Below are 16,207 nucleotides of genomic sequence, written 5' to 3' on the forward strand. Positions count from 1 at the left end.
CTCGGTACACTTGTCTGACAATCTTTCGACGGAGCAGAGGAGCACCGTGCCGACCACCCTCGCCGAACCGCTGGACCCCGCCCTGCTGGGCTCCGCGACACAGGTCCACTCCCGTTCGATCGATCGCTTCGCCCGGGCGCACGACGCCTCCCACTACCTGCTCATCCCTGACGCCGTGCTCTCCCCCGCGGATGCCGAAGGCGTCGCGCGCGCGTTCGGCGCGGTCCGTGCCGCGGGGCGCACCCTCACCTTCCGCTCCGGCGGCACGAGCCTGTCAGGACAGAGCGTGAGCGACGACATCCTCGTCGACACGCGCAGCAACTTCCGCGACATCCGGGTGGAGGACGACGGCGCCCTGGTGCGCGTCGGCCCAGGAGCGACCGTGCGTCAGGTCAACACCCGGCTCACGCGGTACCGCCGCAAGCTCGGCCCCGACCCGGCGAGCGAGATCGCCTGCACGATCGGCGGAGTCGTCGCGAACAACTCCAGCGGCATGGCGTGCGGCATCACCGAGAACTCCTACCGGACCATCGACTCGATGACGATCGTGCTCCCCAGCGGCACGATCCTCGACACCGGCCGTCCTGACGCGAACGAGATGCTGCGCGCCGTGGAGCCGGCGATCGCCGACGGCCTGCTCGCCCTGCGGGCTCGTCTGCTCGCATCGCCGGAGCACGTGGCGTTCCTCCGCCTGCAGTTCTCCATGAAGAACACCATGGGGTACGGGCTCAACGCGCTGCTCGACTTCGACGACCCTGTGCGCATCCTGGAACACCTCATCATCGGCTCGGAGGGCACACTGGCCTTCGTCGCCGAGGCACGGTTCCGCACGATCGAGGTGCGCCCGTCCATCGCGACCGGGCTGCTCGTGTTCGAGGACCTTTCCGCCGCGATGACCGCGCTCCCCGACCTGACCCGGCTCGGCCTCGCCACGATCGAGCTGATGGACGCCGCGTCGCTGCGCGTCGCGCAAGGGCTGAGCGACGTCCCGGCGGCCATCGCCGAGATCGAGGTCCGAGGACACGCCGCTCTTCTCGTCGAGGTCCATGCCGCCGACGCGGATTCGCTCGCGGAGGCCGGCACCGCCGCGCAGGCGCACTTCGAGGCGCTGCCGCTGGCCGTGGCACCGCGTCTGACCACGGATGCGGGCGAGCGTGCCGCGCTGTGGCACGTCCGCAAGGGCCTGTACACCGCCGTTGCCGGCGCCCGGCCTTCCGGGACCACGGCGCTGCTGGAGGACATCGTGGTCCCCGTCCCTCGTCTGCTCCACACCTGTGAGCGGCTCATCGAGCTGTTCGCGGAACACGGCTACGAGGGTTCGGTCATCTTCGGGCACGCCAAGGACGGCAACGTCCATTTCCTCCTCAACGAGCGCTTCGACGACGCCGACAGCGTCGCGCGCTATCGGCGCTTCACCGACGACCTGGTCGACCTCGTGCTCGCGCAGCAGGGGTCACTGAAGGCCGAGCACGGAACCGGACGCATCATGGCGCCGTTCGTGCGACGCCAGTACGGCGACGAACTCACCGACATGATGTGGGAGATCAAGGGCCTGCTCGACCCGGACGGCATCCTCAATCCGGGCGTCGTGCTCTCGGACGATCCCGACTCGTACCTGCACGACCTCAAGCGTGTGCCCACGGTCGAGAACGAGGTCGACCGCTGCGTCGAGTGCGGATACTGCGAGCCGGCGTGCCCGAGCAAGAGCATCACGCTCACCCCCCGTCAGCGCATCGTCATCCGTCGCGACATGGCGTGGGCCGAGGAACAGGGCGACACCGAGCTGCTGCGAGACCTGCAGAAGGACTACGACTACGACGGCGTGCAGACCTGCGCGGTCGACGGCATGTGCGGCGTCGCCTGCCCCGTCGACATCAACACCGGCGATCTCGTGCGCCGTCTGCGGTCCGAGCAGTCGAAGGCGGTCGAGGGCGCCGTGTGGGGCACCGCCGCCAAGCATTGGGGCACGGTCACCCGCGCCGGCGGAATCGCGCTCACGGTCGCCGACGCCCTGCCGGCTCCCCTCGTGCGCGGGGTGACACACCTCGGCCGCGCCGTCTTGGGCGCCGACACCGTGCCGCTCTACGACCGGGGACTCCCCGGCGGCGGGTCGAAGCCTCCGCATCCCGCTTCGCCGACCGACGCGCAAGCCGTGTTCTTCGGCGCCTGCATCGGCACCATGTTCGGCGCAGAAGGCGAGAGCCAGGGGTCTCGGGACGCGCTGCGTGCCCTGCTGAACCGCGCCGGCATCCCTGTCGTGATCCCGGAGGAGAACGGCGGCCTGTGCTGCGGCACACCCTGGAAGTCGAAGGGGCACCTCGACGGCTACGCGCTCATGTCGGAGCGGGTGCTGGACTCGCTCTGGGAGGCGAGCCGCCACGGCGAGCTCCCCGTGGTGTGCGATGCGGCATCCTGCACCGAGGGGCTGGATGTGATGCTCGCGCAGGCGGTCGCCGAGAACCTCCGCTACGGGGGGCTGCGGATCGAGGATGCGACGACCTACGTCGCCCGTGAGGTGCTGCCCCGGTTGCGCGTGTCGGCGAAGCTCCCGACGGTCGCCGTGCATCCGACCTGCTCCACGACCGCGCTCGGAGCGACCGGAGCCCTGACGGCCATCGCCGAGGCCGTGGCCGACGACGTGTTCATCCCCGAGGGCTGGGGCTGCTGCGCCTTCGCCGGCGACCGCGGCATGCTGCATCCGGAGCTCACCGCGAGCGCGACCGCACAGGAGTCCGCCGAGATCGCCGACGCCGAGAGCACTCGCGGAGGATTCGATGCGTTCGTGTCCGCCAACCGCACGTGCGAGATCGGCATGACGCGCGCCACCGGCCGTCCCTACCGCCACGTGATCGAGGTGCTCGAGGAGCTCACCCGCCCCTGATCCCGGGGAAGATGCAGCGAGGGCCTTCTCGGATCGAAATCCGGGAAGGCCCTCGTCGTGGTCCGATCCGTCTCAGCCTGCGGACAGGACCACGACCGCCTCGTCACGCAGACCGGCGGGAATCACCACGACCGTGCTGTCGCCGGCGGACCGCTCCGCCGCGCTGCCGTCCGACCAGCGCAGCTCCGATGCCGCGAGCTCATGCGGCAGCTCCAGCTCGCCGAGGCGCGGGTCGAGGGCGTGCACGTGCACCGTCGACCCCGTGGTCGTGTATCGACGCGGCGCGCCGGTGCGCTCCCCCATCCGGATCCACGGACGCGTGCCGTAGATCGCGTGGCCGTTGGTCTCGAGCCAGGCGCCCAGCTCGCGCATCGCCCGGCGCTGCAGCTCCGGGATCGAGCCGTCGGCCGCGGGACCCACGTTGATCAACAGGTTGCCGTTCTTCGCGACGACGTCGACGAGCAGGCGGATCAGAGCCGCGCCCGACAGCGAGTGACGCTCGTCCTCGGCCTGGTTGAAGCCGAACGAGTAGCCGAGGCCGCGCGTCGACTCCCACGGCTCCGGGATGATCTCCGGGATGTCCGTGTACTCGCGCGTCAGGAAGCCGTGGTACGGCACACCCCAGCGGTCGTTGACCACGCCGTCTGGCACGGCGTCGAAGTAGCGTTCCAGCATCGCCGCGACGGCGTACTCGTCACTCCCCTTGCCGCCGTCGGGCCAGTCGATGTCGTTCCACAGCACGTCGGGAGAGAAGCGCGAGACCAACTCGTCGAGCTGTGCAGCCGAGTAGCGCGCGAAGTGCTCGTCGTTGCGACGGAACCGGAAGAGGTCGGTGTCGGACTCGATCGCCGGGAAGTCGCTCACGTGCCAGTCGAGCGCGCCGGAGTAGTAGACGCCGAACTTCGCACCCGCCCGACGGGTCGCATCGTGGAACTCCGAGATCAGGTCACGGCGCGGGCCCCGTGCGACCGCGTTGAATCCGGTCGTCGCGGTGTCCCACAGGCAGAAGCCCTCGTGGTGCTTGGTGGTCGGGACGATGTACTTCGCCCCCGCGCCGACGAGCTCCCCGACGAAAGCATCCGCGTCGAAGGCAGAGGCGTCCCACCGGTCGGCCAGGTCCTCGTAGGAGGTTCCGGGGCCGAACAGCTGCTGATGCCGCTCCCACGTCGGGCTGCCGGCGATCCGCACCGTATTGCCGTACCACTCCGCGTACTGATGCCACGCGTAGGCGTCCTCCGTCGGGATGTTCACGCCCTCCCCGTGCTGCACGGCCCACGCGGGCACCGAGTACAGCCCCCAGTGCACGAAGAAGCCGAGCTTCGCATCGCGGTACCAGTCGGGCACGCCCTGGGTCGGATACGCCGGAGCGCTCGCTCCGAGGTCCGGGCCGGTGCGCTTCTCGAAGTTCATCATGCGTTCTGCTCCTCAGAGGTTTCGCGGCGGACGACGACCGCGGTCAGGTCGGGGTTCCCGTGCGGGTCGAACGGATAGACGCCGGTCCGCAACCGGTGGTGGCCGAGACGCAGGAGGTCCTGGTCGACCCCGCCCGGAGTCAGCGCGAGGGTCCAGCCCTCGGCGAGGTCGTACAGCTCGGGCTCGAGGTAGCCGATCTTCACCACGACGATGTCTGCCGTCGTGGGCTCCAGCCCCAGCATCCGGAAGTCCGAGAGATGGTGGAAGGGCTTGCGACGCTCGGTGATGATCGCGTGCAGACCTCCCACCACGATCACGGCCTGCGTCCCTGCATCCGGGTCACCTTCCGTGACGGAGAACACGGTTCCGGTGAACGTCACGGGGCCGTGCGGACCCGCATCGATCCTGGCACCCGCCTCGAGCGTGATGGGGGCGCCGACCCCCGCGGCGACCGCCTGCGCGACGGCCCCACGGTCGAAGATCGAGGCGACCAGCGTGGTGCGGCTGCCGTCGGTGAGCTCGGGCCGCTCGAGCAGGTGCGCGAGCGTCCAGGTGACGTCACCGGCGCCGCCCGCGGTCGGGTTGTCGCCGGAATCGGAGATCAGGTACGGATGCGGGGCGCCCGGAGCGAGGGCTTTCTCGAGTGCATCGTCGAGCGAACCCGTCTCGGCCACGAAGACGAAGTCCTCGCGGGCGTCCCAGAACATCCGCGCGACCCGTTCGGCCTCGCGGGCGATCAGCTCCTCGTCGTCGCCGGTGACCACGACGTACGCCTGGCAGCGCGGCTCATCCGCCCATGCGTAGCCGATCCAGACCGAGGCGTCGACGACACCGGGCATCGCCTCGATCTCGGGCAGTTGCGCGTAGATCCCGCGCGCGGGCTCCAGCCGGGTGCTGGTCTTCTCACCGGGCAGCAGCACGGGAACCGGCACCCACGCCGTGTAGGGTCGGCGGCGCAGCGGGTCGGCTCCATACGGTCCCCGCAGTCGCGCGAGCAGGTTCCACACCGCCCGCTCCTTGGTGTTCATCCAGTCCTCGTGGGGAGCCATCCGGTAGCACGTCAGCAGATCGACCGCGTCACGCAGCACCTCCGAGACGTTGCCGTGCAGGTCCATCGAGGTCGACACGAGCGTGTCGGGTCCGAGCGCCGAGCGCACGGCGAGTGCGAGATCGCCCTCGGCGTCATCCATTCCGACGACGCTCATCGCACCGTGGATGTCGAAGAAGAACCCGTCGAAGGGTCCCTGCTCGCGGATCCCGGCGATGATCGCCTCCTTCATCCGCCGATAGGTCTCCGGAGCCACGGCACCACCCGGCAGGGACCGGCCGTGGGTGAGCGGGACCCACTCGGCGGCGGCGGCGAGCTCACGCCCTTCGTCGAGGAACGGGTAGTACGCCCGCAGCGTCTCGCCGGTACGGACGGTGAAGGCCTCGTCACCGGAGATGTGCGGCGAGAACGTACTCGACTCGATGGAGATCCCGGCGATGCTGATCCGGGGCTTCGGCAGTCCGCCTTCGGCGACGGTCGGAAGCGGACCCATCCAGATCTCGTGGGCTTCGGGACGTGCGGTCACGTGAGGTGCTCCTTTTCGGTGCGAGGGTCGGACTCAGTGTGCCCCCGCCGGCGCGAGGGCGCGGCGGGCGGTCTCGATGGCGCCGAGGGCGACCGCGTCGGAACCGAGGACGGCGGGGATGATGCGCAGCGGGATGCCGGACACGGGCGAGTCCGTGCCCAGCGTGCGAGCGATCGCGGGCTCGAGAAGGTCCCAGGCGGCGGTGACCCCTCCCCCGACGATCGCGCAGGGCAGATCGAGGATCGTGGCGGCGCTGGCGCAGGCGAGGGCGAGCGCGCGGCCGGCGGCGTCGAAGACCGCGATCGCATCGGCGTCCCCGTTGCGGGCCCGATCGGCGACCTCGCGGGCGTCGGTCACCGTGCCGTCCGTGCGCTCCTGATAGCGCAGCGCGATCGACGTGCCGGAGGCCAGCGTCTCGAGGTGCCCGATCTGGCCGCAGGTGCATACCAGCTCGCTGTACCCCGGCGTGTGTCCGATCTCGCCCGCCGCACCGTGCGGGCCGTGATGGAGGTCGCCGTCGATGAGGAGGGCCCCACCGACTCCGGTGCCGAGCATCACTCCGAGCACGTCCTGCTCGCCCCGCCCTGCGGCAGCGACCTCGCCGAGAAGGAAGGCGTTCACGTCGTTCTCGACGCGCACCGGAATCCCGAGACGGGTCTCCAGCTCGTCCGCGAGCGGGAAGCCCGCCCACCCCACGAAGGTCGCGGATGCCGCGCGGATGGTGCCTGTCTCGTGGTCGATGACTCCGGCGGCGCCGACTCCGGCGGCGGCGAGCGACACGTCGACCTCCGCGGCGAGAGCCCTCGCGAGCTCGGCGGCGGCGTCCGCCATCGCGCCGCCGCCGAGCGCGGCCGGCGCCGGGACGCTGCCTCTGGCGAGCACCGTCCCCTCGGCGTTCACGAGGAGAGCGGCGATCTTGGTGCCGCCGATGTCGATACCGACCAGTCCGTTCTCGCGGGTCGTGTGACTGTCGATGGGCATGGTGGTCCCGTGTTCCTGACCGATCATGCTCAGCGTCCGCCCAGTCCTGCCATCGCGATGCCCTTGACGAGGTGCTTCTGCAGCACGATCACGAGCAGGGTGGTGGGGATCATCGAGATGATCGCCGCGGCCATCTGCAGATCCCACCGCGTGCCGGTGAGACCCGAGAAGCTCGCCAGACCGATCGGGAGCGTGCCATGGGCGTTGTAGTCGACGGTCACGATGAGTGGCCAGAGGTAACTGTTCCAGAAGGACAGGAAGGTGAACACCGAGAGCACGGCGACCGCGGACTTCGCCAGCGGCAGGATGATCTGCACGAAGGTGCGGACGGGTCCTGCCCCGTCGACGCGCGCGGCCTCCTCGAGCTCGTACGGGATGCCACGGAAGAACTGGCGCATCAGGAACGTGCCGAACGCGGTGAACGCGAACGGGAAGATCAGCGCCTGGTAGGTGTCGACCCAGTCGAACCACTGCATGACCTGGAACATCGGGATGACGAGCACTTCGGCAGGGACCATGAGGGTCGCCAGGAAGAGCACGAAGACCGCGTCCCTCCCCTTCCAGCGCAGGCGGCCGAAGGCGTATCCGGCGGTGGTCGAGACGAAGAGGACCACGAGCGTGCCGGCGATCGCGACGAAGAACGAGTTCCCGATGTACGTGAGGAACGGCCCGTAGGCGAACACATCGAGGAAGTTCGTCCAGCGCACCTCGGAGGCGATCAGCGTGGGCGGCATGGTGAACATCTCGGAGTTCGGCTTGAGCGCCGAGAAGAACGCGTACACGATGGGCGACACGAAGATCGCGGCCGCGAGATACACGAGCACGTGGGCGATGACCAGGCGCACGCGCTCCGGCCCGCTCAGCGGTGCACGCGTGCGTCCGGTGCGCTCGACCTCGACGTGCTCGTCGTCGAGGACGACGGATGCCGTCGACAGATCAGTGCTCATAGTGCACCCACTTCTTCTGCGCGCCGAACTGCAGCGCCGTGATCACGATGATGAGGGCGAAGAGGATCCACGCACCGGCGGCCGCGAGACCCAACTCCTGGAACTTGAAACCCTGGTTGTAGATGAACTGCACCAGAGGCTGCGTGGCGTTTCCCGGACCTCCGCCGGTGAGCAGCTGCGGCTGCACGAAGACCTGGAGCGCGGTGATCATCGTCATGATCGTCGCGAAGAAGATCGCCGGCGAGATCATCGGGATGACGATGCCGAGCTGCATGCGCAGTCCGCTCGCGCCGTCGATGCGCGCCGCCTCCATGACCGACTCGGGAAGCTGCTCGAGCGCCGCCGAGAAGATGAGCATGTTGTAGCCGACGCCCTGCCACACGCTCATGACGACGACCATGATCATCGCCCACTGCGGGTCTGCGAGGAAGTTCGGCAGCGTGACGCCGAACCAGCTCTCGGCGGCGCCGTTGAACAGCCCCTGCGGCTGGAGCAGCATCTTCCACACCAGCACGTTCGCCACCATCGGTGTCACGACCGGGATGAAGAACAGGACGCGCAGTGCGCCGCGCCCGCGGATCCGCGGAGCGAGCGCCATCGCGAGGACGAGTGAGAGGCCCACGTTCAGCGGGACGTAGAGGATCGTGAACACCGCGGTGTTCCGCAGCGCCGGCCAGAAATCGGGGCTGGAGGTGAACAGGCGGATGTAGTTGTCGATTCCGATGAAGGTCTTCTCGCCGAACGTCGGCCAGTCGAAGAAGCTCATCACGATGGAGAGCACGACGGGCACGACGGTGAACACGGCGAGGCCCGCCAGGGCCGGGGTTGCGAACCCCAGCGCCTGACGGCCCTCTGCCTTGGCGAGAGACCTCCGACGTCGCACGTTGGTGGTCATCACTCGTCTTCCTGGATTGCTTTACTTGCCGAACTGCTGCTGGGCGGAGTCGAGGACGTTCTCCATCGTCTCCTGGCCGTTGTAGACGCTCACCAGCTGCGGCTGGATGTACGTGCCGACCTTCGCCCAGTTGTCGCTGACGTACTGGCCCTGGACGTTCTCGAAGGCGGCCGTGAAGACCTCCTCGACCTGGTCGCGGTACTTCTCGTCGATCGACTCGAAGTAGAGCGGCTGGCTCTCGGCGCGAGCCGGGTAGCTGCGGCCGGAGGACGCGATGTAGTCCTGCGCGTCGGCGCTGAGCAGGGAGCCGAGCACCTTGAGCGCGTCCTCCTTGTTCTCGCACGTCTCGGAGATGCCGAAGCCGGAGCCGAGGATGAGGCTGAGCGACTCGCCGTTCTCGGCGGGCAGCGGCGCCATGCCTGCGGCGAACCCTGTCTCGTTGTTCAGGTAGCTCACCGCGTTCCAGGTGCCGTCGACGGCCATCGCCGCGTTTCCGCTGGAATACTGGTTCTCGCCCCAGCCGGTGTCCGACGCGGAGGCGACGGGCAGAGCGACCTTCTCGTCGGTGACGAGGCCCGCGTACCAGGTGGCCGCATCGACGAACTTGTCGTCCGTCAGCTGCAGCGTGCCGTCCTCGGTGACCGGCTGCAGGCCCGCCTTCGCGATCGGCAGCGCCTGCCACTGGAAGTCGCCCATGCCCACCGCGAAGCCCGACTTGCCGTCGCGCGTCGCCGCCTTGGCGGTGGCCTCGAAGTCGTCGAAGCTCCAGTCGGTGGCGGGGGTCGCCGCACCGGCGGCGGCGAGCTGGTCGGCGTTGTAGTAGACGAGCATCGTGGCGACGTCGAAGGGCAGGCCGTAGAGCGTGCCCTTGTTCTTCAGGATCTCGGTCGCACCGGGAGCGAAGTCACTGTCCGCGAGGCCCGCGGTCTTGAGGTCGGCGTCCGTCAGCTCGGCGAAGCCGTCCGTGTAGCTGGACAGCATTCCGCTGTTCATGCCGGTCACGCAGGCCATGTTGCCCGAGGCCATGTTCGTGGTGAGCTTCGTGAAGAAGTCACCCCAGGGCGCCGTGCGCAGCTCGATCTTCAGGTCGGGGTTCTGTTCCTGGGCGATCTTGATCTGGGCGTCAAGCGCCTTGGTGTCGTCGGCGGAGCCCGCCCACATGTCGACGACGATCGTGTCGTCGCCGGAGGCTCCGGAGCCGCTCGAACCGGCACATCCTGTCATGGCGACCGCAACGCCTGCGACGGCGATCACAGCTCCCACACGCATCTTCTTCATTGAATGACTCCTAGCGGATCGGCAGGTTGTTTCGCGGGTCGAAGCAACCTAGTAGGATTTCGTATGAAGTTACCGTTTCATACTTCGCAAGAGGTCGCAAGCTGAACATCCGATGTTTATCGGACCTTGATAATTCGTAACTCCGGGGAAACACGACGCGCCCCCGCTACGCTGACGATGCTCCGACCAGGAAAGTGCCCCATGCCGAACACCGCTGACACCACCGTCGACGACCCGCAGACACGGAGGATCCTCGACCTCATCGCTCGCGGCGAAGCGCGCTCCCGCTCGGAACTGGCCGCTCTGCTCGGCGTGGCCGCGTCGACGGTCGGGATCCGCGTGCAGTCCCTGCTCGATGCCGGCGTTCTCCGCGAGGCGGGCGACGGCACCTCCCGCGGCGGACGGCGACCCCGGGTCCTCCAGATCGCCGCCGACGGCTTCGTGCTCTCCGCCGACCTAGGCGGAGGTCATGCCCGGATCGGCAGGCACTCGCTCAGCGGCGCACTCCTGGACAGCGAGTCGATCGCCATCGACGTGACCGAGGGCCCCGTAGCCACGCTCGACCGCATCGCCGCTGTGTTCGACCGCCTCGCCACCGATGGGCGCGTGCATGCGATCGGGATCAGCCTGCCGGGCCCCGTCGACATCGCGACCGGCTCCGTCGACCAACCCTCCCGGATGCCGGGATGGCCGGGATTCCGGGTCGGCGAGCATCTCGCTGCACGCTACGACGCCCCCGTGGCGGTCGACAACGACGCGAACCTCGCGGCCCTCGGCGAGCACCGCGAGCGCTTCGGGCACACCGGGCACAGCATCACGGTGAAGGCGGGAACGGCGATCGGCAGCGGAATCATCGTCGACGGACGGGTGCATCGTGGGGCGACCGCCGCCGCAGGCGACATCACCCACACCCGCATCGACGGAAGCGGCGACATCCCGTGCTCGTGCGGCAACACCGGCTGCCTCGAGACCGTGGCGAGCGGGGCGAGCCTCGTCCGGCAGATGCAGGCACGCGGCAACGACACCGTCCGCACGACGACCGATGTGCTCGGCCTGGCCCGTGACGCCGATCCTGTCGCCACGATGCTGGTGCGCACAGCCGGAACCCACCTCGGACAGGCCCTCTCCGGTGTCGTGAACTTCTTCAACCCGCACGCCGTCTTCCTGACGGGCAGCATGAGCGCGTCCGAGCCGTTCATCGCCGCGGTCCGCAGCCGCGTGTACGAGGCTTGTCACCCGCTCGCGACCCAGCGCCTCCGGATCGAAGGCGCGGCCACCGGTGCCGACGCGATTCTGCACGGCGCCGCTCGGCTGGCGCTCGAGGGCATGGATGTCCCCGTGGCGACGGCCTGAGCCGCCGCCACGGCCTGTTCATTCGCCGGTGAGGGTCAGCTCGATGACCGGCACGAGCACGTCGGGGCGACGCACCGGCAGATGTACGGTCAGCGTTCCCTCTGCCTCGCCCGCCGGGGTCATCAGGTCGGCCTCGCGCTCCGGGTCGGACACACTCGTCCCGAGCCAGGAACCGTCGTTGAGCAGACGGGCGTACGACACCCTTCCGGCGAGTTCCGGAAGGTGCACGAACCCCATCGGCCAGCTGAACAGACTCAGGTAGAGACGGTCCCCTCGCCGCGTGTACACGCCCTCGCGGGGCGGGGTGAGCGGCGTGTGCCCCGCGCCGACGACGGCGCCGCGGTGCAGGCGCATCCACTCGCCGATCTCCGCCAGTGTGCGCTCATCGCGAGGCGCGATCGCCCCGCGTCCGTCCGGCCCGATGTTCAGGAGCATGTTGCCCCCCATCGACACCGAGTCGACGAGCATCTGCACGAGCAGCGTCGCCGACTTCTGATCGGTGTTGTCGCGGTGGTAACCCCACGAGCCGTTGAGCGTCTGGCACGCCTCCCATGTCAGTGGCACGCCATCGCGCACGATGGGTGCCGTCGGCTGGTACTGCTCCGGCGTGACGAAGTCGGCCGGAATACCGAGCCGGTCGTTCACGAGCATGTCCGGCTGCAGTTCGCGGCACAGCGCGAGCAGCCCGGTCGCATCCCAGTCGTCGGGCCCCTTGCCCGCCCACCCCTGCTTCTCCTCGGGATAGGTGAAGTCGAAGAACAGGTAGTCGATCGCGCCGTACTCGGTGAGGAGTTCGCGCACCTGGCCGTGAAGGTAGGCGCGATAGGCGGCCATGTCGCGCCCCACGTTCAGCTCCGGCGCACCCTCGTCGTCGCGGCGCGGGTGGTTCCAGTCGATCGTGAAGTCGGGGTGATGCCAGTCGATGACCGAGTGATAGAGGCCGACTTTGATCCCCTCGGCTCGCAGCGCACCCACGTATTCACGGACGAGGTCGCGTCCGGTGTTCGTCACGGAGGTGAAGTCGGTGAGCTTCGAGTCCCACAGGCAGAAGCCGTCGTGATGCTTCGTGGTGAGCACCACGTAGCCCATGCCCGTCTCCTTCGCCGTGCGGGCGAGCGTTGCGGCATCGAAGAGGTCGGGGTCGAAGTGCTCGAAATACTGCCGGTAGTCCTCGTCGGTGAGGCGCTCGTAGCTCTGGACCCATTCGTGCCGCGCGGCCCCGCTGTAGAGGCCGAAGTGGACGAACATGCCGAACCGGGCCTGATCAAACCATTCCTGTCGCATGCCTCCCATCCTGGCACAGACATCGGATGTCTACCCGGCGAATTGGGGCACAGACGAGAACGGGCGCCCCCGAAGGGACGCCCGTTCTTTCGAAGATCGAATCAGCGCGCAGCGCTGCCGTCGATCCTCACCGCGAAGCGGTCAGACAAGCACAGTCCTTACCGGACTGCATCGACGTCAGCGCGCAGCACTGCCGTCGATGTAGTCCTCGTCCTGCTGCTTCCACGCGAAGAGCGAGCGCAGCTCCTTGCCGGTGACCTCGATCGGGTGCTGCTCCTCCTTGGCACGGAGGGCGAGGAATTCCTCGGCACCGTTGTCCTGGTCGTCGATGAAGCGCTTGGCGAAGGCGCCGGACTGGATGTCGGCGAGCACGCCCTGCATGCTCTCCTTGACGCGCTCGTCGATGACGCGCGGGCCCGAGACGTAGTCGCCGAACTCGGCGGTGTCGGAGATCGACCAGCGCTGCTTGGCGATGCCGCCCTCCCACATCAGGTCGACGATGAGCTTGAGCTCGTGGAGCACCTCGAAGTACGCGATCTGCGGCTGGTAGCCCGCCTCTGTGAGCGTCTCGAAGCCGGCCTGCACCAGGTGGCTCACGCCACCGCAGAGCACTGCCTGCTCGCCGAACAGGTCGGTCTCGGTCTCTTCCGTGAAGGTCGTCTTGATGACGCCGGCACGGGTGCCGCCGATGGCCTTCGCGTACGAGAGCGCCAGGTCCCAGGCCTTGCCCGAGGCGTCGCGCTCGACGGCGATGATGTCGGGGATGCCGCGGCCGGCGACGAACTCGCGGCGGACCGTGTGCCCCGGCGCCTTCGGAGCGACGAGGATCACGTCGACGCCCTCGGGAGCGTCGATGTAGCCGAAGCGGATGTTGAAGCCGTGCGCGAAGGCGAGCGTCTTGCCGGCGGTGAGGTTCGGCGCGATGGACTCGCTGTAGATGGTGCGCTGGTGCTGGTCCGGGGCGAGGATCATGATGACGTCGGCCCACTCGGTGGCCTCGGCGACGGTCTTGACCGGGAAGCCGGCTTCCTCGGCCTTGGCAGCCGACTTGGAGCCCTCCTTGAGGGCGATCGCGACCTCGACGCCCGAGTCGCGCAGGTTCTGCGCGTGGGCGTGGCCCTGCGAGCCGTAACCGACGATCGCGACCTTCTTGCCCTGGATCAGGGACAGGTCGGCGTCGGCGTCGTAGAAGATCTCGGTGCTCACTATGTGTTTCTCCTTGTTCTTTGCGTTTCGTCTCGATTCGCGCGCTCGGGGAGCGGCGAAAACTCGGTGGTCAGGTCGGTCAGCCGCGCAGGACGCGCTCGGTGATGCTCTTGCCGCCGCGTCCGATCGCGAGAAGGCCGGACTGCGCGATCTCCTTGATGCCGAAGGGCTCGAGCGCCCGCAGCATCGCATCGACCTTGCCCTTGTCGCCGGTCACCTCGATCACGAGTGCGTCGGAGGCGTAGTCGACCACGGATGCGCGGAAGAGGTTCACGACCTCGATCACGTTCGAACGCGTGGCGTTGTCGGTGCGCACCTTGACGAGCATGTGCTCGCGCTGCACCGACGTGGCGAAGTCGAGCTCGACGATCTTGATCACGTTGATCAGCTTGTTGAGCTGCTTGGTGACCTGCTCGAGCGGGAGCTCGTCGACATCGACGACGACGGTGATGCGGGAGATCCCCGGCACCTCCGTCACGCCGACGGCGAGGGAGTCGATGTTGAAGCCGCGGCGCGCGAAGAGTCCGGCGACGCGGGTCAGGAGGCCGGGGGTGTTCTCCACCAGCAGGCTCAGCACGTGGGTCGACATGGATCAGTCCTCCTCGTCGAAGGCGGGCGCGTGCTCGCGGGCGTACTGGACATAGCTGTTGCTGACTCCCTGTGGGACCATCGGCCACACCATGGAGTCGGCGCTCACGACGAAGTCGATCACCACGGGGCGGTCGTTGGTCTCGAGCGCGAGCTGGATGGCGGCATCCACCTCGTCTTCCTTCTCCACGCGGATCGCAAGGCAGCCGTAGGCCTCTGCGAGCTTCACGAAGTCGGGGATGCGGATCGTGCCGTGTCCGGTGTTGAGGTCGGTGTTCGAGTGACGGCCGTCGTAGAACAGCGTCTGCCACTGCCGCACCATGCCCAGGGACGAGTTGTTGATGATCGCGACCTTGATCGGGATGTTGTTGATCGTGCAGGTCGCGAGTTCCTGGTTCGTCATCTGGAAGCAGCCGTCGCCGTCGATCGCCCAGACCGGGCGCTCGGGCTGAGCGACCTTCGCACCCATCGCCGCGGGCACCGAGTATCCCATCGTGCCGGCGCCGCCGGAGTTCAGCCAGGCGTTGGGACGCTCGTACTTGATGAACTGCGCCGCCCACATCTGGTGCTGGCCGACGCCCGAGGCGTAGATGCCCTCGGGGCCGGTGAGCTCGCCGATCCGCTGGATCACGTACTGCGGGGCCAGGAGACCGTCGGTCGTCGGCGCGAACCCGAGGGGGAACTCCGTGCGCAGTCCGTCGAGATACGACCACCACTCGTCGGTGTCGGGCTTCGCGCTGCCCATCGTGCCGCGGAAAGCCGCATCCAGGTCGATCAGCACGTCCCTGACGTCGCCCACGATCGGGACGTCGGCCGTGCGGATCTTCGAGATCTCCGCGGGGTCGATGTCGACGTGGACGACTTTGGCGTTGGGCGCGAAGAGGGCGGCCTTGCCGGTCACTCGGTCATCGAACCGGGCGCCGAGCGACACCAGGAGGTCCGCCTCCTGCAGCGCCAGCACGGCCGGAACCGTGCCGTGCATCCCCGGCATGCCGAGGTGCTGCGGGTGGGAGTCGGGGAACGCGCCGCGAGCCATCAGCGTGGTCACGACCGGCGCCCCCGTGGACTCCGCGAGTTCGAGGAGCTCGGCCGCCGCCTTGCCGCGGATCACGCCGCCGCCGACGTACAGCACCGGCTTCTTGGCCTCGGCGAGCATCGTCGCCGCAGCCTGGATCTGCTTGCCGTGCGCCTTCGTCACCGGACGGTAGCCGGGGAGATCGATCTTGGGCGGCCACACGAACGGTGCGGTCGCCTGCTGGGCGTCCTTCGTGATGTCGACCAGCACGGGGCCGGGACGGCCGGTGCCGGCGATCTCGTAGGCCGCGGCGATCGCCCCGGGGATATCCGCCGCGTCCTTGACCAGGAACGAGTGCTTCGTGATCGGCATCGTGATCCCCACGATGTCGGCTTCCTGGAACGCGTCGGTTCCCATCAGCGTCGAGAAGACCTGACCGGTGATGGCCAGCATCGGCACCGAGTCCATGTAGGCGTCGGCGATCGCCGTGACCAGGTTCGTCGCACCGGGGCCGGAGGTCGCGATGCACACGCCCACCTTGCCCGACGCGGATGCGTAGCCCTCGGCCGCATGGCCCGCGCCCTGCTCGTGCCGCACCAGGATGTGGCGCAGCTCGGAGGCGTCCATGAGCGGGTCGTACACGGGGAGGATCGCTCCGCCGGGAAGTCCGAAGACGTCGGTGACGCCGAGCAGTTCGAGTGAGCGGACGACGGCCTCGGCGCCGGTGATCTCCGGGGCTGAGGATTGACGGGCGGGCGGCCTCGGCACGGCCGGGGCGGAGTCAGCAGTCAT

General features: G+C 68.5%; 12 protein-coding genes. 2 read left to right on the forward strand and 10 right to left on the reverse strand.

The annotated features are described in order from the left end of the window. Nucleotides 1-46 precede the first annotated feature (46 nt). On the forward strand, nt 47-2,881 hold the full coding sequence (locus CQ042_RS01065) for an FAD-binding and (Fe-S)-binding domain-containing protein (RefSeq protein WP_105668383.1): 2,835 nt from the start codon (nt 47-49) through the stop codon (nt 2,879-2,881). Nucleotides 2,882-2,953: 72 nt separating this feature from the next. Here CQ042_RS01065 and CQ042_RS01070 read toward each other — a convergent pair whose 3' ends face one another. The 6 genes from CQ042_RS01070 to CQ042_RS01095 all read right to left on the reverse strand — a co-directional run bounded on the left by CQ042_RS01070 (nt 2,954) and on the right by CQ042_RS01095 (nt 9,969). Next, complete coding sequence (locus CQ042_RS01070) at nt 2,954-4,294, reverse strand: alpha-L-fucosidase (RefSeq protein ID WP_105668384.1); 1,341 nt, start codon at nt 4,292-4,294, stop codon at nt 2,954-2,956. Beyond that, nucleotides 4,291-5,835 (reverse strand): M81 family metallopeptidase, encoded by a 1,545-nt coding sequence (locus tag CQ042_RS01075; RefSeq protein ID WP_308736975.1) that lies wholly within the window; start codon nt 5,833-5,835, stop codon nt 4,291-4,293. The genes CQ042_RS01070 and CQ042_RS01075 overlap by 4 nt, the downstream gene beginning before the upstream one ends. Nucleotides 5,836-5,901: 66 nt before the next feature. Beyond that, nucleotides 5,902-6,849: an ROK family protein gene (locus CQ042_RS01080; RefSeq protein WP_258131907.1), complete on the reverse strand. Its 948-nt coding sequence runs from the start codon at nt 6,847-6,849 to the stop codon at nt 5,902-5,904. A gap of 29 nt (nt 6,850-6,878) precedes the next feature. Beyond that, nucleotides 6,879-7,796, reverse strand: coding sequence for a carbohydrate ABC transporter permease (locus tag CQ042_RS01085; protein WP_105668387.1), 918 nt, complete (start codon nt 7,794-7,796; stop codon nt 6,879-6,881). Continuing rightward, nucleotides 7,786-8,691: a carbohydrate ABC transporter permease gene (locus CQ042_RS01090; protein WP_105668388.1), complete on the reverse strand. Its 906-nt coding sequence runs from the start codon at nt 8,689-8,691 to the stop codon at nt 7,786-7,788. The genes CQ042_RS01085 and CQ042_RS01090 overlap by 11 nt, the downstream gene beginning before the upstream one ends. A gap of 21 nt (nt 8,692-8,712) precedes the next feature. Continuing rightward, nucleotides 8,713-9,969: an ABC transporter substrate-binding protein gene (locus CQ042_RS01095; protein ID WP_258131909.1), complete on the reverse strand. Its 1,257-nt coding sequence runs from the start codon at nt 9,967-9,969 to the stop codon at nt 8,713-8,715. Between the two features lie 201 nt (nt 9,970-10,170). On the opposite strand from CQ042_RS01095, the gene CQ042_RS01100 reads away from it, so the two are divergent. After that, nucleotides 10,171-11,322 (forward strand): ROK family transcriptional regulator, encoded by a 1,152-nt coding sequence (locus CQ042_RS01100; RefSeq protein ID WP_105668389.1) that lies wholly within the window; start codon nt 10,171-10,173, stop codon nt 11,320-11,322. Nucleotides 11,323-11,340: 18 nt separating this feature from the next. Here CQ042_RS01100 and CQ042_RS01105 read toward each other — a convergent pair whose 3' ends face one another. From CQ042_RS01105 to CQ042_RS01120, 4 genes are all read right to left on the reverse strand, one after another. Beyond that, nucleotides 11,341-12,615, reverse strand: a complete 1,275-nt coding sequence (locus tag CQ042_RS01105) for an alpha-L-fucosidase (protein ID WP_181157390.1) — start codon at nt 12,613-12,615, stop codon at nt 11,341-11,343. A gap of 168 nt (nt 12,616-12,783) precedes the next feature. Continuing rightward, nucleotides 12,784-13,812: a ketol-acid reductoisomerase gene (gene ilvC / locus CQ042_RS01110; RefSeq protein WP_105668391.1), complete on the reverse strand. Its 1,029-nt coding sequence runs from the start codon at nt 13,810-13,812 to the stop codon at nt 12,784-12,786. A 79-nt stretch (nt 13,813-13,891) separates the two neighbouring features. Then, the gene (gene ilvN, locus CQ042_RS01115) at nt 13,892-14,401 is read right to left on the reverse strand and encodes an acetolactate synthase small subunit (RefSeq protein ID WP_017830816.1); all 510 of its coding nucleotides are present in this window, start codon (nt 14,399-14,401) and stop codon (nt 13,892-13,894) included. Nucleotides 14,402-14,404: 3 nt separating this feature from the next. Next, nucleotides 14,405-16,207 (reverse strand): acetolactate synthase large subunit, encoded by a 1,803-nt coding sequence (locus tag CQ042_RS01120; protein ID WP_105668392.1) that lies wholly within the window; start codon nt 16,205-16,207, stop codon nt 14,405-14,407.

The sequence above is a fragment of the Microbacterium sp. MYb62 genome (assembly GCF_002979475.1).
Classification (GTDB): Bacteria; Actinomycetota; Actinomycetes; order Actinomycetales; family Microbacteriaceae; genus Microbacterium.

Coding starts and splice junctions, on each gene's coding strand:
- CQ042_RS01080 (WP_258131907.1), bottom strand. CDS start 6,849: ATGCCCATCGACAGTCACACGACCCGCGAGAACGGACTGGTCGGTATC.
- CQ042_RS01095 (WP_258131909.1), bottom strand. CDS start 9,969: ATGAAGAAGATGCGTGTGGGAGCTGTGATCGCCGTCGCAGGCGTTGCG.
- CQ042_RS01090 (WP_105668388.1), bottom strand. CDS start 8,691: ATGACCACCAACGTGCGACGTCGGAGGTCTCTCGCCAAGGCAGAGGGC.
- CQ042_RS01070 (WP_105668384.1), bottom strand. CDS start 4,294: ATGATGAACTTCGAGAAGCGCACCGGCCCGGACCTCGGAGCGAGCGCT.
- CQ042_RS01085 (WP_105668387.1), bottom strand. CDS start 7,796: ATGAGCACTGATCTGTCGACGGCATCCGTCGTCCTCGACGACGAGCAC.
- CQ042_RS01105 (WP_181157390.1), bottom strand. CDS start 12,615: ATGGGAGGCATGCGACAGGAATGGTTTGATCAGGCCCGGTTCGGCATG.
- CQ042_RS01120 (WP_105668392.1), bottom strand. CDS start 16,207: ATGACTGCTGACTCCGCCCCGGCCGTGCCGAGGCCGCCCGCCCGTCAA.
- ilvN (WP_017830816.1), bottom strand. CDS start 14,401: ATGTCGACCCACGTGCTGAGCCTGCTGGTGGAGAACACCCCCGGCCTC.
- CQ042_RS01075 (WP_308736975.1), bottom strand. CDS start 5,835: ATGGGTCCGCTTCCGACCGTCGCCGAAGGCGGACTGCCGAAGCCCCGG.
- CQ042_RS01100 (WP_105668389.1), top strand. CDS start 10,171: ATGCCGAACACCGCTGACACCACCGTCGACGACCCGCAGACACGGAGG.